Genomic DNA, 23490 nt, shown 5'->3' on the forward strand with positions numbered 1-23490 from the left:
CCGGACGACGTGGGCGGTGACGCCGGGCGGCCTTGCCCTCATCAGGTCGCCCGGTCCGCGTCCTGGACGGCGGTGAGGGCAGCGCCGCCGTCCAGGGCGTCACCGACACTCGATGACGCTCAACCCAGCACTTCACGCAACCGGTTCACGAAAGCGGCTGGGTCCTCGACGAATCCGACGTGCCCGCCCGGGAACAGGGTCGGCTCGATGCCGATCTTCGCGGCCAGCGCCCGCGTCGTCTGATCGCAGAACTCGTTCGCCGAAGCCTCGCCGATACCGGCCACCACCCGGACCGGGGTCGCGGCCAACGCCGCGAGATCCGGTGCCCACCAACTGGTTCCCTCGATCTCGTGCAGGTACCAGAAGCGCTCGCTCGCAACATCGGCCGGCGCGCGGTCGCCGCCGAACATCTGCTCGAGCATCGGCTCCGGCATCTCGATGTTGGCGCTTGCGAAAAACTTGCGCCAGGCGCCGAGCACGTCACCGCTGGCGTAGGTGGCGACGAGATCGTCTGTCCCGGCGCGCAATTCGGCGTGGTTGTCGAGCACGAGGTTGAGCGGGGGCTCGTGGGCGATGGCGGTGCTGAGCAGTTCCGGGTGCGCCTGGACCAGCGCCAGCGTGGTGACCGCGCCGCCGCTGGAACCCAAGACCACTGCCGGGCCCGCGTCGAGGTGGGTCAGGATTCGGGCCAGGTCGTCGGCGCGGAGTTCCGGGGTGGAGTCCTGTTCGGGGTCGTCGAGGACGCTGTTCTGGTGTCCGCGCGGGTCCATGGTGAGCACCGTGTGGTCGGTGGCGAGCAGTTCAGCGGCCGGGGCGAAGGACGCGGCGGGCATCGGCGCGCCGACCATGGCGATCAGCGGTCCGCTGCCGCGCAGCTCGTAGTACAGGTGGGCGCCCGGGACGTCGAGTGTGTGGGTGGTGACGGACGAGGTCTGGGTCATGAGTTCTCCTCTGCAACAGAGCTGGGTGCTCATGACTGTCGACGGTGTGCGCGTTCGAAACTCATCGGCCCGCCGGAAACAGCGAAGACAAGAAGCGCATGCACTCCTTGTCCCACTTCAACATATATCGCACATGGGGGCTTGCGGCAAGACCCGGGTGGTGCCGCACAATGATCGGCCGACGCCACAACCTGCGGAAATGATGGGAGATTGCATGCTTGACGTGATCATTGCCGGTGGTGGACCGACCGGCGTGATGCTGGCCGCGGAATTGCGGCTGCGCGGGGTGGAGGTGCTCGTGCTGGAGAAGGAGGCGGCGCCGACCGAGGTGGTCCGTGCGCTGGGTCTGCATGCGCGCAGCATCGAGATCATGGATCAGCGCGGTCTGCTGGAGCGGTTCCTCGAGCTCGGTACCCAGCATCCGCTGAATGGTTTCTTCGCCGGTATCCGTAAGCCGACCGGGCCGCTGGATACCGCGCATCCGTATGTCCTCAGCATCGCGCAACCGATCACCGAGCGCCTGCTGACCGAGCATGCCGTCGAACTCGGTGCCGAGATCCGGCGTGGGTGTGAGGTGGTCGGGCTGAGTCAGGACGCGGACGGGGTGAGTGTCGAGGTGGCCGATGGCACGCGGTTGCGGTCGCGCTATCTCGTCGGTTGCGATGGTGGGCGCAGCACGGTGCGTAAGTTGCTCGGTGTCGAGTTTCCCGGCGAGCCGAGCCGGGTCGACACGTTGCTGGGCGAGATGGAGTTGACCGCGTCGTTGGCGACGATCAACGAGGTGAACGCCGAAGTCCGCAAGACTCAGCTGCGGTTCGGTGCAATGCCGTTGGGGAACGGGGTGTTTCGGGTCGTCGCGCCGGCCGCGGAGGTCGCCGAGGACCGTCGGACGCCGCCGACCTTCGAGGAGATGAAACAGCAGTTGGTGGCGGCCGCGGGCACCGATTTCGGTGCGCATTCACCGCGGTGGTTGTCGCGTTTCGGTGATGCCACGCGGCAGGCCGAGCGTTATCGGGTCGACCGAGTGCTGCTGGCCGGCGATGCGGCGCATGTCCATCCGCCGATGGGTGGGCAGGGGCTCAATCTCGGTATTCAGGACGCGTTCAACCTCGGCTGGAAACTGGCTGCCGAGATCAACGGCTGGGCGCCGGCAGGGTTGCTGGACAGCTATCAGAACGAACGGCATCCGGTGGCGGCCGACGTGCTCGACAACACGCGGGCGCAGATGGAGTTGCTGTCGCTCGAGCCGGGCGCGCAGGCGGTGCGGCGGCTGGTGGCGCGGCTGATGGACTTCGAGGAGGTGAGCCGGTTTCTGACCGAGATGATCATCGCGGTCGGGGTTCGGTACGACTTCGGTGACGGGCATGCGCTGCTCGGGCGGCGGCTGCGGGATGTGGGGTTGAAGCGGGGGCGGCTGTATGAGCTGATGCGGGACGGTCGAGGGTTGTTGCTCGATCAGACGGGCCGGCTTTCGGTGGCGGGCTGGACGGATCGGGTCGATTGCGTGGTCGACGTGAGCGAGGAACTGGAGGTGCCCGCGGTGCTGTTGCGGCCGGACGGGTATGTGGCGTGGGTCGGCGAGGATCAGCAGGAGCTGGACGGGACGCTGGCGAGGTGGTTCGGCGCGGCCGACTGAGTTGCCAAACCTAGTGTCCCTAGTTTATAAACTAGGGACACTAGGTTATGGAGGCGCACATGATGGCACGAGCCGGGCTGACCGCCGAGCGGATCACCCGTGCCGCGGCCGATCTCGCCGATGAGATCGGCTTCGACAACGTGACGATGTCGGCGTTGGCCAAGAAGTTCGGGGTCAAGGACGCCAGTCTCTACTCGCACGTCAAGAACCTTCAGGAACTCCGCGCGCGAGTCACCATGCTCGCCGCGATCGAGAAGACCGACCTGATCGCGAGTGCCGTCGCGGGGCGAGCCGGCCGTGACGCGCTCGCCGCGTTCGCGAATGCCTGGCGTGAGTATGCGTTGCAGTACCCGGGGCGCTACGCCGCGACTCAAACGCCGGCGGCACCCGGGATCATCGACGTCGATCCGAGTGCGCTGCGCGGCATCGAACTCACCTACAGCATGCTGCGCGCCTACGGTCTGACCGAACCCGACCTCACCGACGCGGTTCGGTTGCTGCGCAGCACCTTTCACGGATACGCCGCGCTCGAGGCGACCGGTGGCTTCGGACATTCGCGCGACACCACCGCCTCGTGGGCGCGCATCATCGACGTCCTGCACGTCACGCTCGAGCAGTGGCCGGTCAAGGACAAGGAACAGCAATGAGATCTGAGACCCTGAAGGTTCCCGGCGCGTCGCTCTACTACGAGGTGCGCGGCGACGGACCTGTGTTGCTACTGCTGCCGGGTAGTGGTGGTGATGCGGCCGTGTTCGATCCGATCGCCGATACCCTGGCCGCGCAGTTCACCGTTGTCACGCTCGACCCGCGCGGCTACTCGCGCAGCACCCTCGATTCCGTTGAGCCGGTTGATCAGCAGGTCGCGGTGCAACGGGACGACGCCTATCGATTGATTGAAACCCTGACTCCCGCAGGCGAAGACGCTTACGTCTTCGGTGGAAGTGGTGGTGCCGTCGTCGCTCTCGACCTCCTCGCCCACCACCCCGAGCGTCTCCGTTTGGTCGTCGCCCACGAACCACCTTGCTTCGCAATACTTCCTGACGCCGCCGAACAGAAGGTGTTCATCGACGAGGTCTACACCCTGTTCCGCACAGAGGGAGTCGCCGTCGCGGGTGCACGTTTCATGGAAGGCATCGGCGGAACCATGAAGCCCATGCCGAATCCGGCCGACCTGCCGCCTCGTGCCGCGGAAATGATCCACCGCCTTCACGCCAACGCCGCCCTGATGATGGCCCACGAACTCCGCCCCATCACCGCCTACCTCCCCGACGAACGCACCCTCGCCACCCACACCGATCGCCTGATCCTCGCCGCGGGCAAAGAAACTCGCGGCCACCTCCCCCACCGCCCCGCCGCCACCCTCGCCGACCGCCTACATCTCCCCCTCACCGAATTCCCCGGCGGCCACAGCGGTTTCACCGAAGCGCCGACCGAATTCGCCGCCCAACTATTGGACCTCCTGCTCGCGGCGCGAGTGCCGTAGCCGGCTCGGCCAACGCCCGAGCCGGCCGAATCCGATAGTGGGCATGCCGGTTTCGCCGAACCGCTTATCCGCTCCGCTGTCTGAGTGCTGGACCTGTAGCTCACGGCACGAGCGCCCCAACTGTCGCGTGTCGCCGCCCCGGCGGCTGCATTCCCCGGCTGCTATCGCGGTTCCATCAAAGTCCTTACCGAGTTCGCGTCCTCCTACTGGAGATCCTGCTCGCGGCGCGAGTGCGCTAGGTGTCGCGAGTCGGCGCCCGTGTTGACGGAGTTCCTCAGTGGCCATGTTGGCTTCGCCGGGGAGCTGGCTGAGTTCGCCGACCAACTGCTGAAGGTGCGGGTGCACTATCTGCCACGGGACGCTCGGACGTGCGGCCTGTCTCTCCTGGACCTGTGGCGCCCCCGGTCGGCAAAATGTGCCGCGAGCATCACCGAAGTCATCCCGGCACTGTCGTGATGACCGGACATCGTCGGTAGTTCTTGTTGCTCCGGCGGGCCGCGCTTGCCGGCCGCTTCGTCCTGCGCATCGACTCGGTCAGGATGCTCGAGTTGGTCTGTTCGTGGCGATGATGAGGGCGCTGACGGCGAGCGGGGGTAGTGCCCATAGTGCTGCGGTGACGTATCCGTTCTGGGCGGGGAAGACTGCGCCGGTCGGGGTGTTGGCGGCGAGCAGGAACCCTGCGACCGCGCTGCCGATGCTCATGCCGATGCTGCGGGCGATTTGGTTGATCGAGAGCACGCTGGCCGTCTCTTCGTGTGGCACACCGACGAGGACGAGTTTGGGCATCACCGCGAAGACGCCGCCTACGGCGAAGCCGAGCAGGGCGATTGCGGCGAGGACAGCGAGTAGTGACCCGCTGGCGACGGTGAACAGCACTGCGCTGGTGACGGCGATGACGACCGCGAGTGCGTACGTCCGACGTTCGGCGATGCGCGCGATGAGTCGCGGCACCGCTTTCCCCGCAACGAATCCGAGTAGTGAGAACGGGATCAGCGCCGCACCCGCGGCGACACCGGGAAGGGCGAATCCGTAGTGGGCGCCGGCCGGGGTCTGCACATAGCGGGTGAACAGGCTGAACAGCAGATACAAACCGCCCCCGGCCACCAGTATCGCCAGGTTCGCGCGGAGAACGGGTGCGTGACCGAGGAGTCGCAGGTTCACCAATGGTGCAGTGCTGCGCAATTCGACGAATGCCCACATGGCCAGGATCGCGATGGCACCGGCGAGGATGCCACCGGCCAGCCACGCGTTCGCCCACATCGACGGCTCGGCGACGACGAGCAGGATCCCGAGGGTGCCGACTGCGAGGAGCAGCGCGCCGGTGACATCGATTCGGGGCAGCCGGCCGGGTGCTTCGACGGGAAGTGTTCGCCAGGCGATGACCAGCGCGGCCACCGACAGCAGGAGTCCGAGTCCGTACGCCGCGCGCAGGCCTGCGAGTTGGTCGAGCAAGCTGATCGCCGGGTAGCCGACCCCGATGCCTACCGTCGACGCGACCGATATCGCCGCGATCGTCGACGCCGACCGCTCCGGCGGCAGGTGTGTGCGGGCAACGCTCATCAACAACGCCCCGACCGCGACCGCGAGCCCTTGAAATCCACGCCCGATCAGCAACGCCGCGAACGGAAGCGGCAACACCGTCAACAGCCCGCCCGCCGTGACCAGAGCAAGCGTGGCCAGGATCGTGACCCGCCGATACGGCCCGCTACCGAGCCGGCCGAGCACCGGGCCCGCGATCGCTCCGCTGAACAGCGTGATGGTCAACGTCCACTGCGCCGCATTCAGCGACACATGCATTCCTGTGGCGACCGGCGTGATCAGCGGCGCGCCGACGCTGCCGACCACCGCTCCCGCCAACGCCGTACCGACCAGTGCGATGCCCAGCCGTCCGTCCTGCTGAACGGCGACATCGCTGCGGGTGTTCATCGGTTCGTCTCGGTGGTGATGTGCGCGAACAGACCCGGCTGAATCCGGGTGCGAACTCCCTCCGCCCACGCCCCGTCGACCTGCTCGATACCCATCGCGGCGCCCGCGTTCAACAGCATCCCGAACGCGAGGAACGTCTTGACCGTCACCGGCTCGAGCCCGGTGCCCTCCTCGGTCGCGCCCCACAGCTGAGCGAAACACGCCCGCACCGCATCCCGCACCTCCGGATCCCCACACGCGGCAAAACCCTGGAGCTGCAACAACAATCCGGTCCGATCGGCCAGCAGATCGAAGTACTGCGCGCCCATCATCGACAACGCGTCCAGCCCCGTATTCCCCTCGCCCGCCGCCCGCATCCCGTCGCTGACCCGCTCGAACGCCGCCTGAACCAACTCCAGGAACAACGCCTTCTTCGTCCCGAACATCCGAAAGATGTACGCCTGCGTAATCCCCGCCTCCCGCGCGATCGCCTCCGTAGACGCCCCGTGCAACCCGTGCTCCGCGAACTCCTTCGCCGCAATAGCCAGCACCTGACTCCGCCGCTCGACCCCGCTCATCCGCTCCGCCATGAGCGCTAAGTTACCAGTTACTAACTACTAACAAAATGTGACATCGATCCACCGCAACGGACCGGCCAAAGCCTCAGTGGATGATCACGCTTCAAACCATCCGATCACCAATTACACTGTCCGACAACGGCCCCCACAACCCTGACCCTTCGTGGGTGCACACGGCCGCAGGCTGCAATGATCCGCGCGCACGCGGGCGGATCATTGGAACCTGCGGAACCAACCACCTCTCGGCCAACGTAACGATCTGGATACGCGACCATTGGCGGTTGACCGTCGCGGCCGATCGAGCAGTCGTGGATCGCGCGGTGCGAGAACATCTTTGACACAACCTCCCGAAGGCTGTGACTGCCGCGCCATTCGCGCCGTCCCGTGATGGGCGTCTCATTCACCTGTTGCGACAGCGGACCCCGTGCCAGTCTGGCGATGTAGAAGTTTGCTGGAAGTTTACTGTTAGTGGAGGGGATTCCTGCGGTGACGAGGCGATCGACAGTCGGGCCGGTGAACCGGCCGCGGCCGATCATCAAGCTGGCAGCGACCACCTTCGCGACCGCAGTCGTAGGTATCGGTATCGGATTCGCTTCCTTCGCAACACCTTCCGCATCGGCGGTCCCGTGCGCGGAGTGGCAGCAGATGCACCCCGGATGGCCTTGCATCGACACCCCGACGCTCCCGCAGACACCACCCCCGGGACCGCCGGCCACGCCACCACCCCTGCCGGCTCCGGCGATGCCCGGCCAACCGCCCAGCAGTAGCGGCGCCGGCGCGCTCATCCCACCGCCCGTCGCGCCGGGCAACGGGACCCCGATCGTGCCGGTACCCGGTGCCGAAAACCCCACGCCGCCAGGCATCGCGGCTCCGCCGCAGATCCCCGACCTACCACCGTCTGAACCTGCGCAGGTTCCGGCGCCACCTCCGCCGAATTCAATCCCTGAGATTCCTTCGGCAGAGGCGACCGCTCCCGTGGCACCGTCGACGGCGCCTACCTCTCCGGAAAGCTCGACGGCACCACCTCCGTCCGCGGTCTCGACTGACAACACCGAGTCGAACCGTCGAATACCATTGCTGCTTCTGGCCGGTGCGGCGGCATTTCTCGCCCCGGCCCTGCGGAGGCGCCGGTTCGGGCGTTCTTCCGACCTGCCCGGCGTCGTCTTCGCCAAGGATGACGTGCCGATCCTGACGTCTCCTTCGATAGTCCGCTTGTACTCCCAGCAGACCGACGAACCATTCCCGGATCCCGACGCGCCGAACTTCGAGCGGATCGCGTTACCTCCGCAACCCAAGACGGCGGTCGACGCGGACTACTACACCTCGGACTGGTCGCCATGGAAACCGCAGTGGTCGGTGCCGAGTGGAAACGTGCAGACCGGCATCTCGTACCGGGTGCGACTCGTCAGCCTTACTCCGTCATACCTCGTGAACTACAACGGGAAGATTATTGTGCTGTGGACACCGCAGTACCAGATTCAGCAGCAGGTTTTGAACATGCCCCTGCCCGGCGGTCAGGGATATCCGATTCCGGGACCGGCCAGTCAATGGAAGGACATCTCCTACGATGACCTGAGCGATCTGATGCGTTCCATCGAATGGACTCCCTCGATTCCTGATCCCATGGAGGCGATATGACGCGGCAAGGGTGCATTCGCGGCGGGGGCACGGTGATGATCCTGTCGGTGACGCTCGCAGTTGTCACCGGCTGTGGCAGCCAGGGATCGAGCGCTCAGGCGACGCCCGCCGATCTGGTTCAGTTCCTTCCGCAACCTGCGGAGTTTCCGGCCGGGTATCGGGTCACGTCCCCGCCGACGACCACCGGCACGCAGGGCGACGACAGTCTTTCCGCGATGACGCTCGACAACGAAGCGTGCCGTCCACTGGTCGCTACTACCGTCACCGGTCGACATGCGGCGACCGGTCTGGCGAACAACGATGTCGCAGTGGCGTATTTGGTGGAGATACCAGAGCCGGACCCGGATTTGGCTGTCCTGAGTGATCTCGTGGGCAGATGTAAATCGATAGTCGCCGAATCCGATAGCCAGCGTATTTCCTTCGAAATCTCGACACCGGCCGGGCTCGAGCCGCAAAAAGGAATGGCGTACGTCGGATACCGAATCACCGGCGTCAGCGAATCGGTGGTCGGCGGTACTCGCTCCGGCAACATCGCGCATTTCGTGCAGCAGCGCATGATCGGCCGACCGTCCGAGGCAACTGCCGGCGCGCGAGTCACCATTACCGGGTTGAGCGGCGAGATCAGCAGCAGTGTTGTCGACGAGAACGCGAAGATCCTCGAATCGACCTTCGGCAAACTGTCGACGGCGACTCGCTGACCTGACGCTCAATCTACTTGCGCTGGAACCCGTTCCGGGTGACGCTTCCACTCCGGGATCGACAAGTACGTCGCGGAGCGCAGGGCCCACTCGACCGGTCCGTATCGGTGGTTGCGCAACCACCACGTGCTCAGGGCGAGTTGAGCGGCGTAGGTGAGTAGGGCGATGGCGATGACGCCGGCCGGTGGGATCTTGTCGGCCAGGGCGAATCCGTAGCCGGTGTAGATCACCATGAGGACGATGGATTGGCCGATGTAGTTCGATGCCGCCATCCGCCCGGCCGGAGCGAGCCGGCTGATGAAGGGAGCGGTCCGCGGCGATTGGGTGAGGCAGATGATGCCGGCCATGTAGGCGAAGGTCATCAGCGGATTGACGAGCTGTTGCACGCCGGCCCAGATGGTGGGCGGGGTGAACCATTGCATCGTTGCGGCGAAGGTCACCGCCGAGACCGGCAGGCCGATCGTCAGACCGCCGGCGAGTACCCGAGGCGCCCAGCGCCGCAACGTCTCTCGATCGGTGAGCAGCTCGCGCTTGCCTGCCGCCATGCCGAGCAGGAACATGGCGAAGCTGGTCACGCCCTGGGTGAACCAGATCAGCGCGATGAAGATGGGTGCCAGCCACATCTGATCGGCGAACGTGTCGCCGAAGCTGCCGTTGTATCCGTCGTGGATCCGTTGCAGGTCGAAAAGGCCGGCCAGCGCCTTCATTCCGTCGTCGGGGGTGTCACTCGGCAGGAACGCCCAGCCGCACCACAGCACGTACAGGATCACCCCGGTGATCACGGCGGTGCGCGGCTTCAGCTTCTTCAGCGGGATCAGGATCAGGCACAGGACGGCGTAGAGGGTGAGGATCTCGCCGATCCACAGCAGGAAAACGTGGGCGAGCCCGATCGCCAGCAAGGCCAGGCAGCGCCGCAGCAACCGCGCGTTGGCCGAGGCGCCCGCGCGCTGCGCCGCCGCGATCTGCAAGGTGAACGAGTAACCGAACAGGAACGCGAACAGCAGATAGAACCGGCCCTCGAACAGCCCGTTGACCACCGCGCTGACGAAGTGGTCGATCGGTCCGTCGAAGCGCAGCTGCGGGTCGTCGGCGGTTCCGCCGAACGACCACAGCATGGTCGCGACCATGACATTGGTGACGAGGATGCCGAACAGCGCGAACCCGCGCAGAATATCGACCTCGGCGATCCGTCGACCCGACGTCGTGACGGGGACAACCGATTCGGACATGTGTCGAAATTAGCCGCCGAGGCCGGGCCTGCGCGTCGGTCGACGGGCTGACCCGCGCCCCGACCTCTGGCGGCCGCGACCGCGACCTACGGCGTATTGACATCGCTCACGCGAGGTCAGCGACCTCCAGATAGATCTGCCGTTCGACCGCGATCTCGGCCAGAAACCCTTGTGCGCCACCGGCAGTGGCCGGGAATGCGGCGACCGCCAACTCCCCCGCACGCAACCGGGAACCGGTGAATTCGCGCTGCCCGAGGATAATCGGTTGCGCCTGCGTGAAACCCGCCGCGGCGACCTCGTCGGCCAGCGGCTCGCCGAGCAGGTCGGTCACGGTTCCGGGGATGAGCCGGGCCGAGACGATCTGATCGAAGCTGGGTTGGCGAGTGATGTGGTGCGCCAGATACATCCGGTCGGGCCGTCCGAAGCAGATGTGGGTGAGCAGGCCGCGGGCGCGTTCGCGGTCCGGTTCGAGTTCGGCGAAGTGGACGACCTCGCGCACCGTGGCGCGCACGCCGGTGGCGATCGCGATGCCGCCGCGTTCGCGCCGGCCACGGATCAGGGTGCCGTGGAACGCTCGGCGCGGGCGCGCACGATTCGGATCCAGCTCCGCGACCGGGAAATCCTCGGGATCGAAGGTATGGATGTCGGTGTAACCGATCCGCCGATCCGCGCCGAGGGCCCGGCTGCCGCGCTCGTCCAGTTCGACGGCGAGCAGGATCTGGAAGTTGTAGGGCGCCTGGAACGCCGGCCGATACGAGACGTAGCAGTCGACGCCGGTGCCGAAAACGACCATGTTGTGCAGACCTGCACCGCCTGCCAGTCCGGGCTGATGATGGTGTCCGGGGGCGCGAATATGAATTGCACTCATTGTGAGCTCCTTCCTTGCCACCCTCACAGTGCCAACATTCGGCAGCTGTGCCACGAGTGCCGGGCTACTCGAATACCCCGTGACCAGCTACTCGACACCCGTGGTTGGCAGCGCGAACACCCTGCCGACTCGGCGGGTAGCGCCGCTGGATTCAGCCGCGCAGGTACCGGGTCACCATGTCCACCAGCTCGTTCTCCACCGCGTCGATCGCGATGCCGCGCGGGTCGGCCATGAGTTTGTGCGTGTTCATCTCGACGGTGAACAGGATCAGTTCCGCCGCGGTGTCGAGGTCGCGCACGCGCACGTCCGGGTGCCGGGCGAGCAGTTCGCGCAGCTGACCGACGCGCAGCTTGCCATGCCGATCGACGGTGTCGAGCAGCTCCTGCGACAGCGGCGCCTCCTCGATCATGATGCGCAGCAGCCGGGGGTCGTCCCCGTGGTTGTCGATGGCGTCGCGGACCAGCGCCCGCACTGTCGCGGGCAGGCTTCCCGCGGATAGATCGAGTTGGTCGGCCTCGGTCCACCGGCCGCGATCGACGTGCTGGATCAGCAGTTCGGCGAGGATCGCGTCCTTGTTCGGAAAGTACTGGTACAGCGAGCCGATGGAGATGCGGGCGCGTTCGGCGATCCGGTTGGTGGTACCCGCGGCGTAGCCGTGCTCGGCGAAAACGTGAGCAGCAGCGGTCAGGATGCGTTCGCGGGTGAGCTCCGCGCGCACCTGCCGGGGCTTGCGACGTGGGTCGAGCTGGCGGCCGGCCGACGGCATTCGGTACCTCCTGAGTGACGCGAAAAGCGAGTAGCCAAAAAGGTGAGCAATTGTTCACAATAGTGGCATGACCTGGGAGAACATGTCCACTTCCGCGATGAGCAACGGGACCGGCAACTCGACGACCCGGCACCGGCTGACGACGGTGGACGAGATCGAGACGCTTATCGGACGCCCGGCGTCGGTGATCATGCTCAAGCAACTCGATGCGCTCGACGAGGGCTGCCGGACGGTGCTCGCGCATTGCCCGATCGCGGCGTTCGGCTACCGGGACGGCGACGGGATCAGCCGGACGACGTTCATCGGCGGCACGCCGGGGTTCGTGCGGGTGCAGTCGGCGAAGCGGATTTCGTTCTCGCTGACCGGGTCCGGTGCGCCGCAGGGCCCGGTGTCGTTCTGCTTCCTGCTGCCCGGTGTCGGGGAGGTGCTGCGGGTCAACGGTTCGGTGGCCGGGCGGAAGGGCGCGCAGACGATCGTCGAGATCGAGGAGGCGTTCGTGCATTGCGCGCAGGCGGTGCTGCGGGCGCGACTGTGGCAGCCGCCGGTCCCGGCCGTGCCCGCGGTCGCCATCGAGGGGGTCGGTCCGTTGTTCGGTCCCGGGGTCGCGGAATTCCTGGCTGCGGCACCGTTTCTCGCGTTGTCCTCGTGGGATTCGTCCGGCGGGAGTGACACGAGCCCACGTGGGGATCGGCAGGCGGTGGCGCGGATCGTGGATGGCCACACGCTCGTCATCCCGGATCGGCGGGGTAACAAGCGGGCCGACACGCTGCACAATATGTTGCTCGACGATCAGCTCTCGTTCGCGGCGCTGGTCCCGGGCCGGAGCGGTGTGCTGCATGTGCGTGGGCGCGGCTCGATCACCGACGATCCGGCGCTGCTCGATACGTTGACGTTGCGCGGGATGGCGCCGCACGCGGCGCTGCTCATCGATGTCGAGGCTGCCGAGGTGGTCGGCAATGACGCGGTGGTGCGGTCGAGGCTGTGGACGTCGGGCGCGCTGGTCGATCGCAGTGCGGTGCCCGACCTGATGGGATTGGCCGGGAAGCATCTTGCCGCCAATGCCGCGACCACGAAGGGTGGTCTGTCCGGGTTCTTGCTCAACGCCATCGGGGCGATTCCGGGGTCGACTCGGTTGGTCCGGCTGGTGATGAACTGGGCTTACCGGTCAGGGTTGACGAAGGAGGGCTACGAGGACATCGAGACCGGCCGCCGGCTTCCTGGCGACCGTGAGACGAGCAATCTCGTGCGGGAGGTGCGGATCGTCGAGATGCGTGCGGAGACGCCGACCACGGTCACCCTCGTGCTGGAGGACGTCGACCGTCCGGGTTCGTTCGACTTCCGCGCGGGCCAGTTCTTCACTCTCGTCACCGATATCGACGGTCGTCCGGAGCGGCGGGCGTACTCGGCTTCGTCGGCACCCGGGGCCACTCGTTTGGAGGTCACGGTCAAACACGTTGCGGGCGGGCGGTTTTCCACGCATGTGCACCGAGGTCTGCGCGCCGGCGATCAACTGGCGGTGCGTGGCCCGGCGGGTTCCTTCCACCTCGAGCCGCAACCGCCGGACCAGATCGTGCTGGTCGCCGCAGGCAGTGGTGTGACGCCGATGATGAGCATCATCCGTACGCAGCTGGCGGATTCGGCGAGCCGGGCCCGGATCGCGTTGCTCTACAGCAGCCGCTGCGAGGAGGAGATCATCTTCGCCGAGCAGCTGGCCCGGCTGGCGAAAGACAATCCCGAACGACTGACTGTCACCCACGTCTTGACTCGGCGCGACGGGCGGCTCGACGCGGATGGCATCGGTCGCTGGGTCACCGATCTGTCGCCGGCCGAGGACACCCACTACTACGTCTGCGGACCCGAACCGCTGATGGACGCCGTCCGCAGCGCGGTGACCGGACTCGGGGTCCCCGAAGAATTGGTGCACCACGAGCTTTACCTCAGCGGGACGGACACTGCCGAAGTAACCGCGCCACAGGAGATGACCGTCGAACAAGACGGAAACCTGGTCGGCACAGTCGTTGTCGAGCCCGGCCAGACCTTGCTCGACGCAGGACTCGCCGCCGGCCTCCCGATGCCCTACTCCTGCACGGTCGGCAACTGCGGCGATTGCATGGTGAAACTCCGCGGCGGTGACGTCACGCAGAGCGAACCGAATTGCCTGACGCCGCAACAGAAAGCCGACGGTTTCATCCTGACGTGCGTGGGTTGTCCGCTGTCGAAGACCACGCTCGAGATCACCGACCTGTGAACTCGTCCGGTCCCGCAGCGGTCATGTGCGGTAAAGCTCGGTGAGCAGCTCGATCACGGTGCGGGTGGCCGGGTGGGGGTCGTAGCGCCACCAGACCAGTCGTACGACGATCGGTTCGGCGTCGCGTACCGGCAGGTAGACGATGCCGGGCCGCGGATATTGGTCGACGACGGACTGCGCGGTGACCCCCACGCAGCGACCGGTGGCGATGACCGTGAGCCAGTCGTCGATGTCGCGGCTCTCCTGTTCCGTGGGACGCGCGTTCGCCGGCCACAGATCCGCGGTGGTCGTTCCGGTGCGCCGGTCGACGAGCAGGACGCGGCTGCTGAGATCGGCCAGACGCACCGAGCCGCTTGCCGCCAAGGGGTCGGCGGCGGCCATCGCGCACCACCGTGTTTCCAGACCCACGATGGCGTCCTCGAAGCGGCGGTCCGGCAGCGGCCTGCGCAGGACCGCGAGATCCGCGGTCCCCTCGGCCAGGCCGGCGCTCGGGGAGTTGATCCGAAGCAGGTGCAGTTGTGTTTCCGGGTGCGATTGCTGCCATCGGTGTTGAAAGGCGGGTGTGAGTCGGCCGAGTGCCGACCATGCGTGGCCGATTCGCAGTTCGACGTGGCCCGATGTCGCGTCCTGTATCAGGTTGTCGACCTCGTTCAGCACGCGCCGGGCGTGCGCCACGACGCGTAGTCCGATCGCGGTCGGCGAGGATTCGCGGGACGTACGTCGTAGCAGCCGTACGCCCAGGCGCTGCTCGAGTGCCGCGAGTGTGCGGGAGACCGCGGCCTGGGACACACCCAGCGCGATCGCGGCGTCGGTGAACGTGCCCTCGTCCACGATCGCGATGAGGCAGCGCAACTGACGCAGCTCGATATCCATAACCGAATCGTATAGTTCTTGCGCGCCATGCATTTTGCGCACGGTCCGGTGCGGCACAGGATCGACGCATGCAAGCAGTCCCCACTCGCCCATCAGACCGCGCCGTCCTGCCCACGAAGCGTGACGCCGTGTCCATCACCGGGGTCTGCACGATGCTCGCCAGCGGCGTTTCGACCCAGCTCGGCGCCGCGATCGGGTCGCTGGCGTTTCCGGTGCTCGGCCCGGCCGGCGTCATCGCGGTTCGCCAGTACGTCGCGGCGGCGGTGCTGCTCATCCTCGGTCGGCCCCGCTTTCGGTCCTTCACTCGGGGGCAGTGGGTGCTGGTGTTGCTGCTCGCGGCCGACTTCGGTGTGACGAACCTGTCGCTCTACACCGCGATCGACCGGATCGGGCTCGGCCTGGCGGTGACCCTGGAATTCCTCGGCCCCCTCACGATCGCGCTGGCCGGCTCGCGCCGACGCGTGGACCTGGGCTGCGCCGTACTCGCCGTGGCGGGAGTCGTCGCGCTGATGCGACCGCGCCCTACCGCCGATTACCTCGGCTTGGGGCTCGGTCTGCTCGCCGCTGCTGGTTGGGCCGCTTACATCCTGCTGAATCGTTCCGTCGGGCAACGCATCCCCGGCGCGCAGGGCACGGCCGCCGCGGCGGCGCTGTCCGCCTTGGTCTTTCTGCCGATCGGAGCCGTCGTCGCGGTGCAGCACCCGCCATCCGCCGGGGCGCTCGGCGCCGCTGTCGCGGCCGGGATCCTGTCCTCCGCTGTGCCGTTCCTCGCGGACCTGTTCACGCTGCGCCGTGTTCCCGCCGAGGCGTTCGGATTGTTCATGAGCGTCAACCCGGTGATCGCCGCAGTTGTCGGTGTGCTCGTCCTGGGACAGCAGCTCGACGTGGCCGCCTGGTTGAGCATCGCGGCGATCATCGCGGCCAACGCCATCAGCATCCTCGTAAAGCCGAGGCCCACTTGACGCCGCGACGGTGTTCACCCTGCGCCGAAGCTGCGCCTGTATCAAGATCACTCGATTGCCGCAAAGGAGCTTTTCATGCCCGGTATCACGCTGACCGATCATCTCTTCTCCGTTCCCCTCGACCATGATCGCCCGGAAGGCGAGCACATCGAGGTCTACGCGCGCGAGGTCGTCGCCACCGGACGCGAGCGACTTCCCTGGCTGCTGTTCTTGCAAGGCGGGCCCGGCATGCTGCCGCCGCGCCCGGTCGGCCGGGACTCCTGGCTCGACCGCGCACTCGACGACTACCGCGTCCTACTCCTCGACCAGCGCGGCACGGGTCGCTCCACGCCGATCACCCGTCAAACACTCCCCGCCCGTGGGGAACCCGCCGCGCAGGCCGACTACCTCACCCATTTCCGCGCCGACGCCATCGTCCGCGACGCCGAACTGATCAGGCGCGAACTGACCGACGAACCGTGGTCGCTGCTCGGTCAGAGTTTCGGCGGCATGTGCGCCGTCACCTACCTCTCGTTCGCGCCCGAGGGCCTGCGCGAGGCGATCATCACCGGCGGTCTTCCCGGTTTGCGCGTCACCGCCAACGAGGTCTACCGCGCCACCTATCCGCGCGTGCACCGCAAAAACACCGCCTACTATCGCCGATACCCGCAGGACGCCGCCGCGGTCCGCCGGATCGCCGCGCACCTGATCGAACGTCCGGCACCGATGCCGGACGGATCCTTGCTCACCGTCGAGGTCTTCCAGTCGCTCGGGCTGATGCTCGGCACGGGCGACGGCGCGGACGTCCTGCACTACCTTCTCGAAGACCCTTGGGCCGGAGCGGAACTGTCCGACAGCTTCCTCGCCCGCGCCACGGCTTTCCTCAGCTACGCCCAACTCCCGCTGAATCCGCTCATGCACGAACTCACCTACGCCCAGCGCGGCACCGGCGCGACGAACTGGGCGGCCGAGCGGGTGCGGGGCGAGTTCCCTCAATTCGACGCGCGCAGGGCGTTGGCCGGGGACGACCCCGTGTTGTTCACCGGCGAGATGACCTACCGGTGCCACTTCGACCAACCCTGTCTCACACCTTTGCGCGCGCCCGCCGAGGTGCTGTTCGCTCGCGAGGATTGGCCCGACCTCTATGATCCGCAGCGCTTGGCCGCGAACGAGGTCCCCGTGGCCGCCGCCGTCTATCTCGACGACATGTACGTCGACGCCAATTACTCGTTGCAGACCGCTGAGACCATCCGGGGCCTACAGCTGTGGGCGACAAACGAGTACGAGCACGACGGGCTTCGCGTCAGCAGCGGACGCGTCCTCGACCGCCTGTTGCGAATGCTGCACGGCGAGATCTGAAGCGGAGCTGAAGCAAGCAGGTCCCGAGCGGGCCTGTGGGTCCCGGACGGACGTGGAGCGCGATAGATCGTCTCCGCGCGGTGATTTCAGGGCTCGACGGTGCGGCAGCATTCTGTGCCGGCACGCATGCTGTGCCAGAACACAATCCGAGCCCGAGGGACCTCAGTGTGGTGCGGCCATCGCCTTCAGATCGGGAAGGTTGCCGATGCGCTGACTTGCCGGTCGGCCGGGTGCGCTCGTCTGCGGTGATCCGGTGGCGCGCAGGCGAGCACGCACCTCGGCGGGTGTTCTGCGTTGACCGGCGGCCGTGCTGATCCCCTGATAGCCGGCGACGGCCCCGGTGACGATCGGTGAGGCGCTGGACGTTCCGCTGAACACGTCGGTGTACCAGAGGTCTTCGTCGGACCCGCCTTGCAGATCGCCGTAACCGGTCGTGGTGACCTCGCGCCCCCACGCTTGGGCGTCCACACGGGAACCGAAGTTGGAGAACGCCAGTCGAGACCGGCCGGGTCCGTGGTCGTGACCGTGGAACCCCGAGGGTGGTGCGCCCGCGCCGACGATGATCGCGCCGGAATCGGCCGCGCCACCGCGGAACGGGTTGCGCCACGCGGCGGGAAAGTCCACTGGGCGAGTGTCGTAGAGGGCGGCGTCGAGATCTTCCGCGCCATTTCCGCCGGCCTCCACCACGATGACGCCGCGCCCGACCGCGTACCGAATCGCGGCGAGATCGTCCGGCCACCACTCGATCGCGGTATACCCCGCCTGGTCCGGGCGGCCCGCGTAATTGAATCGTGGTCCAGGACGGTGCAGTTCGAGCAGGATGACATCGCCTGCACTCAACGCATCGGCGGCCGTGCGGATCGCGGCGGCCGATCCAGGTCCGAAGATCGAGACGGCTCGGATCAGGGCGTCGGGTGCGATGCCGGTGATGCCGAAGGTGTTCACGTCACCGCTGATCTCGCCGGCGACCGCGGTGCCGTGATCGCGCCAGCCCTGATCCGGTGAGGGGTCGCCGCCGATCACGCCGCCCTGATTGGCGAGCAGATCCTCGTGGGTGAACCGCCACGCGCCTTCGATATCGATCACCCGCACGCCTTGTCCGCGTCCACCTGGCACGGTCCAGGCCCAGCGCGCGTCGATCCCCTGCGGTGCGGCGTCCAGGTAGCCTTGGCGCGCTTCGAAATTCGGGGTGGCCGGCGGTGCGTCGGCGGCGGCGGTGTCGATGATGCCGACCGGGGCGATCGGTGGTTCGGCGGGCGGTTTGAGGTAGGCGCCGTCGACGGCGTCGTCTTCGCGGAGCAGGGCGGCGAGGTCCGCGAGTCCGTCGGTGACGCCGCGGACGGAGAAGAACTTCAGATACTCGGCGGCGACCGGTTCGTGCGGAGTTCCCGCGACGCGCGCGTACAGCCGATTCGGCGGACCGAAGATGCGCGCGAGCCGGCCGCCTTCCGGCAGCAGCGCGGTCAACCGGGCCTCGGTGCCGCGGCTATCGCTGAGTGCGCTCGGCGTGAGCGAGGTGTCCGGGCCGTGGGTGACCACGATCAGTTCCGGCTGCGAGCGGGGCGCGGATTGCTGCGATGCCATCGTCCAAGTCAACCGCGTGCGCGGACCGGGCACTGCGGTAATGAGTTACGCGACGGCCGCATATCGGCATCGCCCGCGTCAGCGAACCGCGCGCATGCGCGACACTCCCGGCAGGTCCACCACGCCGTGCCGCACCGCGGCGACGCTCAGCACCTCCATCGTCCCGATCAGGATGAGGAACAGGCCGACCACCAGCCCGAGCACGTCCACCGAGTCGAACGGCAGCACACCGACCAGGATGCCGAGCACCATCGTCGCCAGGCCGAACACCTCCTGCCGGCCGGCGCCGGCCAGATTGTTCGCCCAGACCGCGACCGTGGCATGGCAGATCCCGCGCACCGACCAGGCCAACCCGATCCAGAACGACAGCAGCAGCGCCGAATTCCCGCCGGCGAAACACAGCACGGCCAGCAACATCGACACCAGACCACTGGCGAAGACGAGCACTCGCAAGGCGGGCGCGAACTTCGCACCGAACGCGATGACCATCTGCAAACCGCCGTTGAGCAGCAGATATAGACCGAACAACCGTTCCGCGGTCGGCATCGACTTGTGTGGCCACACCGCTACGACCACACCCACGATCATCGAGCAGGCACCGGCCACCACTATCGCTTGCCGGGCATTCCCGGACAGTGGTTCCGTAAGCCCTTCTAGCTCGCTTTCGGGCATAGCTACATGATATGGCGGGATCGTTCGGTTAGCCGCGTGTTTGCTTTCACTCGGTGCGGCGATCGGCGTGCGGTGATCAGGCGGTGTCGAGCTGGAGGATCAGCGCACGGAAGGTGGTGTAGCGGGCGGGAATCTCGCTGGCGTCCGAGGCGGACGGCTCAGCCTTCCGCGCCGACGCCGCTTACGAGTGCATGTCTGCGCCGAGTAGCGGATGAACTTCCAACGTGCACGCGGTGATCGTGGCGGCGACGGGTCGAGGTGCGGGGGCGTTGGGCGGGGTGACGAGCAGGCGGGTGTAGGTGGGGCAAGGATTGCCGGCGTCGTCGACCGCCATTCCCTCGACGATGGCCGCGGCGGCACCGGCGGCGGGGACGTTGCTGTCGGTCACGGTGACCGGTGGTGGTGCGTCGCGATCGGGTGGGAGTCCGCCGAGGTAGCCGCGGAGCGTGTGATCGGCACGGATGGCCGGCCCGCCCTCGTCGGCCTCGACCTCGGGGTAGCCCGAGAGCTCGCAGGCTGGAGTGCCGTTGATCAGGCCGATGGTGATCTGCACGCCGCGATGGGTTGCGCCGGGCGAGACCTCGGTCGCGCTGAGCACGAGCCGGCCTGGCGCACAGGGGGAAACCTGCTTGCTACCGACGCTCGGCGAAGCCTCGTCCGAGGCCGGGGTATTCGCGCATCCCGCGGCCCCGATCACCGCGGCGCAGAGGGCGATCCGTGCGTACCGTCTAGTCCGTTTCGACATAGGAATCAGATCCTTTCGTCGTCGGAGCAGCCGTCCCCCCACTGCGGCACTAACCGTTCACTCCGATAAGGATATGGTCCCAGGTGACCCGGCGCGTGTCTCGTCAACTAGATTGAACGTTCTTGCGGCCGTTCAGGTTTCGACCGTCCGCTAATCCTCGGCGTGCCCGGCGAAACTCAGGAACACCCCGCGCACCGAGGAACCGTCGGGCAGTCGCCACGGCGCGGTGACGTGACCCGCGCCGGCCCGTTCGGACCGCGCGTCACCGGGTTGCAGAATCCGATTGATCCGGACGATCGCCGTACTGCCCGGCACCCGCGCTCCCACCATGATGTCGGTGCGCGCCGATCCGTCCTCCGCCGACACCGGCTCCGAACCCAGTGCGGGAACCGCGATCTCCGGGGTCACCACCGCGACCGACTCGTCTGCCTTTCCGCTGTCGTGCTGCGCCTGGGGTTGCGCCGTGCCGTCGAGCAACGCCAGGATCTGCGCCACCACCACCGGATCGCGCGTCCCGTCATAGAGCCACCGGTGCCCGAGCACACCATGCATCGACGTGCCGATGAGCGCGTCCTCGGCTCCGGCGAGCGGCGCCCCGCGATAGGCGAACGGCACCTGATAGGTGACCGGCTCGTCGCCGGAACTATCGGTCACCGCCACGAACTCGATCCCGACTTCACCGTCCGGATCATCCAGCCGAAATCCCCCGACCCGATCCAGCACCGGGCCGGCGCCGCCGCGATACCACGACCTGGTCGGCAACCACGAAGCCAACAACTCCACCTTGGTGGGCACCATCGTCGTCTCGTGGATGACGGCCATGCTCCGAGTCCTCCTGCTTCCGCGCCGAGGCGGCGCTGTGCCCCGAGTTTATGGGACCCGGATGCGCCGGCCGTACCGATTCCGTTGCCACCACCCGGATTTCGGATGTAATTGCCGAGTGGCTCAGCGTTCTTCGATATCCCTGCGCTCTGCCGAGATATTCTTAGGGTGGTGTTTTCGTGACGGAGCGTATCCCCCGACAGCGACGCTTGGAGCGAGCATGGGTACCCCAACCGGAAGTAGCGCGCACACCATCGCAGTGGCCGGTGGAGATTTCTCGTTCGACCCGATGGGCTTTATTTTCCAGGTGTATACCGGTGGGGGCACCACCTTGCGGTTCGGCAACATGACCGCCCTGCCCGGCCGGTTGAGCAAGATCGACTGTCGATGGTCCGCGGTCACCGGAGTGGCGTTCACCTCGACCGCCGAAGACACCCAGCTGGCACTGTATGTGTGGGGTGCACCGGCGGATGCGTCGATTGACTTGTGGTCGGCCCGGATCGGTGGACATAAGCTGGCCGACTTCGATGAATCGGAGCGTTCGACTTGGCTGCGAGTGGCGGCGGCGATGTCGAGATACAGCGGCGGACGGATTGTCCTGACGCTGCCGGCTCGAATAGCACCGCCGCCCAAGAAACCCTTGTGGCGTCGCGCCCGTGATTACTTGGCGGAGTAACCGGCCGGCCAGGTTGTGTGGGCTTGCCCTCGTGGCCGGTCCGCCTCGTCTGCCTTAGGCCTCGCGCCTTGAGCCCATTCCCGGCTCACGCTCCTGTGCGACTGCTTACCTCCGTGGCAGGGGTTGGTTTGCGACGGGCGTCGGCGAGTAGTTCGTCGAGTTGGGCTTCGGCGCGTTCGGCTCGGGCGAGGGTTTGGGTGCGGGCTTGGTCGAGGGCCTCGATGCGGTGGGCGGCTTCGGTGCGGGCCTTGTCGATGGTGGCTGCGGATTCGGCTCGGGCGGCGGCGATTTCGGTGGCGGCGGTGCGGCGGATGTCGGCGAGTTCGGTGCGGGTGGTGTCGAGTTCGGCGCGGACCCTGCGCCATTCCTCGCGAGCTTCGTTCGCGGCTTCGATTCGTTCCATGGCGGCTTGCTCGGCGCGTTCGGTGGCGCGTTCGGCGTCGGCGGCGCGTTGGACGGCGAGGTCGCGTTCGGAGTGGGCGGCCGCGACCTGGGCGGCGGATTCGCGTTGGGCGTGCGCGATTTCGGTGGCGACGCGGCGTTCGGCGCGGTCCACCTGTTCGGCGGCTTCGGCGCGGATTCGTTCGATTTCCTCGGCGGCTTCGCGGCGGGCGGTGCGGACATCGGCCTCGGCTTCGCTGCGGGCGGCGAACACGTCGTCGGCGGCTTGCCGGGTCGCGCGTTCCATTTCGCGTAGTGCGTCATCACGGGTGCTGTGTGCGTCGGCGACGGCGGCTTCCGCGCGTTCGGCCGCGCCGGCCGCGTCGTCGGCGGCTTCTTCGGCGAGGGCGCGGGCCTCCTCGGCTTCGCGGCGGGCCTGTTCGGCGGCGACAGTGGCCATTTCGGCTTCGGCGATCCGGCGTGCGGCATCGGCCTGCACTGCCTGGACCTGCGCTTCGGCGACAGACGGGTCGCCCAGGGTGGACAGTTCAGCGACGGCGGCGTTGAGGGTGTTGCCCAGTTGGTCTGCGAGTCCACGGAATTGGGTGAGCAGCTCATCTGCCCGGAGACGTGCCACGGTAACCGGGCCTTGCGGCGTCACAGTGACAGAAGCGAGGGGTACCTCCGACTCCTGTTGTTGCCGTTGACGTTCCCGCCACGCGCGCCATCTCGTGTGGTCCGGGTGATCACAGTATTCGGAGGGGCGGCCGGGTCCCCCGCCGCGCGTGATCGGTCGGGAGCAGCCCGGGTAGTTGCAGACGTTGGACACCGGAAAATCGTAGCGTTGATTTCGTCATTAGTGACGTATTGAGACGAAACGAAAAGTTCCGTGTCGCAAACGGACTCATTTGCTGACCTCGGTTTCTGACCGCCGATAAGTGAACATTATCGGCGGTCAGACTCGAACTGACTTTCGCAGACTCCCCCAAAACGGTTGGATCTATTACGTTTACGTTTGGTTGTGCCAAACGAAACGAAACCGCTACGTAACCCCTCGAAAACTGTGCACCCCTGTACGCCCGTACCAGTTTGAGAACTCTCAGCAGAACTGCGTCACTTGATCCACATCGAGGGGGCGCAGAAGGTAGCGGGGCTCAGCGGCCGAACAGAGACTTCAACCACTCGGGGACACGCGCACCCTCGATATGATTCGCGGCCTTCTCGATGCGTTGCAGACCCCCGGACGTCCACTCGACCTCGAGTGCTCCCAGGTTCTCGTCCAAGCGATGCAGTTTGGTTGTGCCGGGGATCGGCACGAACCACGGCTTCTGCGCCAGCACCCAGGCGAGAGCGACCTGAGCTGGTGTGGATCCCCTTTCGTCGGCAATCTGCTTCAGCACGTCGACGAGTGTTGATTGGTTGGGGGTACCAGCAGAGCCTCCCTCCG

The 23490-nt window shown here is 66.8% G+C and carries 21 protein-coding genes and 1 pseudogene; 9 read left to right on the forward strand and 13 right to left on the reverse strand.

What is annotated here, in order from left to right; all coding sequences use genetic code 11:
- Positions 1-119 precede the first annotated feature (119 nt).
- Complete coding sequence (locus AB0M22_RS29095; RefSeq protein ID WP_364733436.1) at positions 120-941, reverse strand: alpha/beta hydrolase; 822 nt, start codon at positions 939-941, stop codon at positions 120-122.
- A gap of 214 nt (positions 942-1155) precedes the next feature.
- On the opposite strand from AB0M22_RS29095, the gene rox reads away from it, so the two are divergent.
- The 3 genes from rox to AB0M22_RS29110 are packed head-to-tail and all read left to right on the forward strand — an operon-like array spanning position 1156 to position 4060.
- Positions 1156-2577 (forward strand): rifampin monooxygenase, encoded by a 1422-nt coding sequence (gene rox, locus AB0M22_RS29100; protein ID WP_364733439.1) that lies wholly within the window; start codon positions 1156-1158, stop codon positions 2575-2577.
- Between the two features lie 59 nt (positions 2578-2636).
- On the forward strand, positions 2637-3224 hold the full coding sequence (locus AB0M22_RS29105; RefSeq protein ID WP_364733441.1) for a WHG domain-containing protein: 588 nt from the start codon (positions 2637-2639) through the stop codon (positions 3222-3224).
- Complete coding sequence (locus AB0M22_RS29110) at positions 3221-4060, forward strand: alpha/beta hydrolase (RefSeq protein WP_364733444.1); 840 nt, start codon at positions 3221-3223, stop codon at positions 4058-4060. The genes AB0M22_RS29105 and AB0M22_RS29110 overlap by 4 nt, the downstream gene beginning before the upstream one ends.
- A gap of 534 nt (positions 4061-4594) precedes the next feature.
- Here AB0M22_RS29110 and AB0M22_RS29115 read toward each other — a convergent pair.
- Positions 4595-5986 carry an MFS transporter gene (locus AB0M22_RS29115; protein WP_364733447.1) on the reverse strand — a complete coding sequence of 464 codons (1392 nt, stop codon included), beginning with the start codon at positions 5984-5986 and terminating at the stop codon, positions 4595-4597.
- Positions 5983-6555, reverse strand: coding sequence for a TetR/AcrR family transcriptional regulator (locus AB0M22_RS29120; RefSeq protein ID WP_364733450.1), 573 nt, complete (start codon positions 6553-6555; stop codon positions 5983-5985). The genes AB0M22_RS29115 and AB0M22_RS29120 overlap by 4 nt, the downstream gene beginning before the upstream one ends.
- A gap of 1062 nt (positions 6556-7617) precedes the next feature.
- Here AB0M22_RS29120 and AB0M22_RS29125 point away from each other — a divergent pair.
- Complete coding sequence (locus AB0M22_RS29125) at positions 7618-8181, forward strand: hypothetical protein (RefSeq protein WP_364733453.1); 564 nt, start codon at positions 7618-7620, stop codon at positions 8179-8181.
- Positions 8178-8879, forward strand: coding sequence for a hypothetical protein (locus AB0M22_RS29130; RefSeq protein WP_364733456.1), 702 nt, complete (start codon positions 8178-8180; stop codon positions 8877-8879). Before AB0M22_RS29125 ends, AB0M22_RS29130 begins: the two co-directional genes overlap by 4 nt.
- Before the next feature lie 8 nt (positions 8880-8887).
- On the opposite strand, the gene AB0M22_RS29135 is transcribed toward AB0M22_RS29130, so the two are convergent.
- The 3 genes from AB0M22_RS29135 to AB0M22_RS29145 all read right to left on the reverse strand — a co-directional run bounded on the left by AB0M22_RS29135 (position 8888) and on the right by AB0M22_RS29145 (position 11742).
- Positions 8888-10108, reverse strand: coding sequence for a DUF418 domain-containing protein (locus AB0M22_RS29135; RefSeq protein ID WP_364733458.1), 1221 nt, complete (start codon positions 10106-10108; stop codon positions 8888-8890).
- A 106-nt stretch (positions 10109-10214) separates the two neighbouring features.
- Entirely contained in the window at positions 10215-10976 is a 762-nt protein-coding gene (locus tag AB0M22_RS29140) for a hypothetical protein (RefSeq protein WP_364733460.1), read from the reverse strand.
- 151 nt (positions 10977-11127) lie between these two features.
- Positions 11128-11742 carry a TetR/AcrR family transcriptional regulator gene (locus AB0M22_RS29145; RefSeq protein WP_364733463.1) on the reverse strand — a complete coding sequence of 205 codons (615 nt, stop codon included), beginning with the start codon at positions 11740-11742 and terminating at the stop codon, positions 11128-11130.
- Between the two features lie 67 nt (positions 11743-11809).
- Here AB0M22_RS29145 and AB0M22_RS29150 point away from each other — a divergent pair, with 67 nt between their 5' ends.
- Entirely contained in the window at positions 11810-13990 is a 2181-nt protein-coding gene (locus AB0M22_RS29150) for a 2Fe-2S iron-sulfur cluster-binding protein (protein ID WP_364733466.1), read from the forward strand.
- 21 nt (positions 13991-14011) lie between these two features.
- On the opposite strand, the gene AB0M22_RS29155 is transcribed toward AB0M22_RS29150, so the two are convergent.
- Positions 14012-14863 (reverse strand): LysR family transcriptional regulator, encoded by an 852-nt coding sequence (locus AB0M22_RS29155; RefSeq protein ID WP_364733469.1) that lies wholly within the window; start codon positions 14861-14863, stop codon positions 14012-14014.
- 128 nt (positions 14864-14991) lie between these two features.
- Here AB0M22_RS29155 and AB0M22_RS29160 point away from each other — a divergent pair, with 128 nt between their 5' ends.
- Together AB0M22_RS29160 and AB0M22_RS29165 are read left to right on the forward strand one after the other, a co-directional pair.
- The gene (locus AB0M22_RS29160) at positions 14992-15825 is read left to right on the forward strand and encodes an EamA family transporter (RefSeq protein ID WP_364733471.1); all 834 of its coding nucleotides are present in this window, start codon (positions 14992-14994) and stop codon (positions 15823-15825) included.
- A gap of 75 nt (positions 15826-15900) precedes the next feature.
- Positions 15901-17163 carry an alpha/beta fold hydrolase gene (locus AB0M22_RS29165; RefSeq protein ID WP_364733474.1) on the forward strand — a complete coding sequence of 421 codons (1263 nt, stop codon included), beginning with the start codon at positions 15901-15903 and terminating at the stop codon, positions 17161-17163.
- A gap of 162 nt (positions 17164-17325) precedes the next feature.
- On the opposite strand, the gene AB0M22_RS29170 is transcribed toward AB0M22_RS29165, so the two are convergent.
- From AB0M22_RS29170 to AB0M22_RS29185, 4 genes are all read right to left on the reverse strand, one after another.
- Positions 17326-18747, reverse strand: a complete 1422-nt coding sequence (locus tag AB0M22_RS29170) for a S8 family peptidase (RefSeq protein ID WP_364733477.1) — start codon at positions 18745-18747, stop codon at positions 17326-17328.
- 78 nt (positions 18748-18825) lie between these two features.
- A complete protein-coding gene (locus tag AB0M22_RS29175; RefSeq protein ID WP_364733479.1) occupies positions 18826-19419 on the reverse strand; it encodes a DUF308 domain-containing protein in 594 nt (197 codons plus the stop codon).
- A 181-nt stretch (positions 19420-19600) separates the two neighbouring features.
- A complete protein-coding gene (locus tag AB0M22_RS29180) occupies positions 19601-20164 on the reverse strand; it encodes a DUF4232 domain-containing protein (protein ID WP_364733482.1) in 564 nt (187 codons plus the stop codon).
- Between the two features lie 150 nt (positions 20165-20314).
- Positions 20315-20986, reverse strand: a complete 672-nt coding sequence (locus tag AB0M22_RS29185; protein WP_364733485.1) for a 1,4-alpha-glucan branching protein — start codon at positions 20984-20986, stop codon at positions 20315-20317.
- Between the two features lie 220 nt (positions 20987-21206).
- Between AB0M22_RS29185 and AB0M22_RS29190 the strand changes: the two genes are divergently transcribed.
- Positions 21207-21662, forward strand: a complete 456-nt coding sequence (locus AB0M22_RS29190; protein WP_364733486.1) for a hypothetical protein — start codon at positions 21207-21209, stop codon at positions 21660-21662.
- Positions 21663-21747: 85 nt separating this feature from the next.
- Here the strand turns inward: AB0M22_RS29190 and AB0M22_RS29195 are convergent, their stop codons facing one another.
- Complete coding sequence (locus AB0M22_RS29195) at positions 21748-22680, reverse strand: hypothetical protein (protein WP_364733489.1); 933 nt, start codon at positions 22678-22680, stop codon at positions 21748-21750.
- 517 nt (positions 22681-23197) lie between these two features.
- Positions 23198-23482 (reverse strand): annotated as a pseudogene (locus AB0M22_RS29200) (aldo/keto reductase); the annotation flags it as partial.
- Between the last annotated feature and the right edge of the window lie 8 nt (positions 23483-23490).

Origin of the sequence: Nocardia sp. NPDC051756 (assembly GCF_040681495.1) — a bacterium.
In the GTDB taxonomy this organism is placed as follows: Bacteria; Actinomycetota; Actinomycetes; order Mycobacteriales; family Mycobacteriaceae; genus Nocardia.

Bases quoted from the DNA above. Each gene is read 5' to 3' on its own strand.
- AB0M22_RS29140 (WP_364733460.1), bottom strand. From the start codon at position 10,976: ATGAGTGCAATTCATATTCGCGCCCCCGGACACCATCATCAGCCCGGA.
- AB0M22_RS29170 (WP_364733477.1), bottom strand. From the start codon at position 18,747: ATGGCATCGCAGCAATCCGCGCCCCGCTCGCAGCCGGAACTGATCGTG.
- AB0M22_RS29155 (WP_364733469.1), bottom strand. From the start codon at position 14,863: ATGGATATCGAGCTGCGTCAGTTGCGCTGCCTCATCGCGATCGTGGAC.
- rox (WP_364733439.1), top strand. From the start codon at position 1,156: ATGCTTGACGTGATCATTGCCGGTGGTGGACCGACCGGCGTGATGCTG.
- AB0M22_RS29185 (WP_364733485.1), bottom strand. From the start codon at position 20,986: ATGGCCGTCATCCACGAGACGACGATGGTGCCCACCAAGGTGGAGTTG.
- AB0M22_RS29150 (WP_364733466.1), top strand. From the start codon at position 11,810: ATGACCTGGGAGAACATGTCCACTTCCGCGATGAGCAACGGGACCGGC.
- AB0M22_RS29190 (WP_364733486.1), top strand. From the start codon at position 21,207: ATGGGTACCCCAACCGGAAGTAGCGCGCACACCATCGCAGTGGCCGGT.
- AB0M22_RS29120 (WP_364733450.1), bottom strand. From the start codon at position 6,555: ATGGCGGAGCGGATGAGCGGGGTCGAGCGGCGGAGTCAGGTGCTGGCT.
- AB0M22_RS29095 (WP_364733436.1), bottom strand. From the start codon at position 941: ATGACCCAGACCTCGTCCGTCACCACCCACACACTCGACGTCCCGGGC.
- AB0M22_RS29115 (WP_364733447.1), bottom strand. From the start codon at position 5,986: ATGAACACCCGCAGCGATGTCGCCGTTCAGCAGGACGGACGGCTGGGC.
- AB0M22_RS29145 (WP_364733463.1), bottom strand. From the start codon at position 11,742: ATGCCGTCGGCCGGCCGCCAGCTCGACCCACGTCGCAAGCCCCGGCAG.
- AB0M22_RS29135 (WP_364733458.1), bottom strand. From the start codon at position 10,108: ATGTCCGAATCGGTTGTCCCCGTCACGACGTCGGGTCGACGGATCGCC.
- AB0M22_RS29110 (WP_364733444.1), top strand. From the start codon at position 3,221: ATGAGATCTGAGACCCTGAAGGTTCCCGGCGCGTCGCTCTACTACGAG.
- AB0M22_RS29165 (WP_364733474.1), top strand. From the start codon at position 15,901: ATGCCCGGTATCACGCTGACCGATCATCTCTTCTCCGTTCCCCTCGAC.
- AB0M22_RS29175 (WP_364733479.1), bottom strand. From the start codon at position 19,419: ATGCCCGAAAGCGAGCTAGAAGGGCTTACGGAACCACTGTCCGGGAAT.
- AB0M22_RS29180 (WP_364733482.1), bottom strand. From the start codon at position 20,164: ATGTCGAAACGGACTAGACGGTACGCACGGATCGCCCTCTGCGCCGCG.
- AB0M22_RS29105 (WP_364733441.1), top strand. From the start codon at position 2,637: ATGATGGCACGAGCCGGGCTGACCGCCGAGCGGATCACCCGTGCCGCG.
- AB0M22_RS29130 (WP_364733456.1), top strand. From the start codon at position 8,178: ATGACGCGGCAAGGGTGCATTCGCGGCGGGGGCACGGTGATGATCCTG.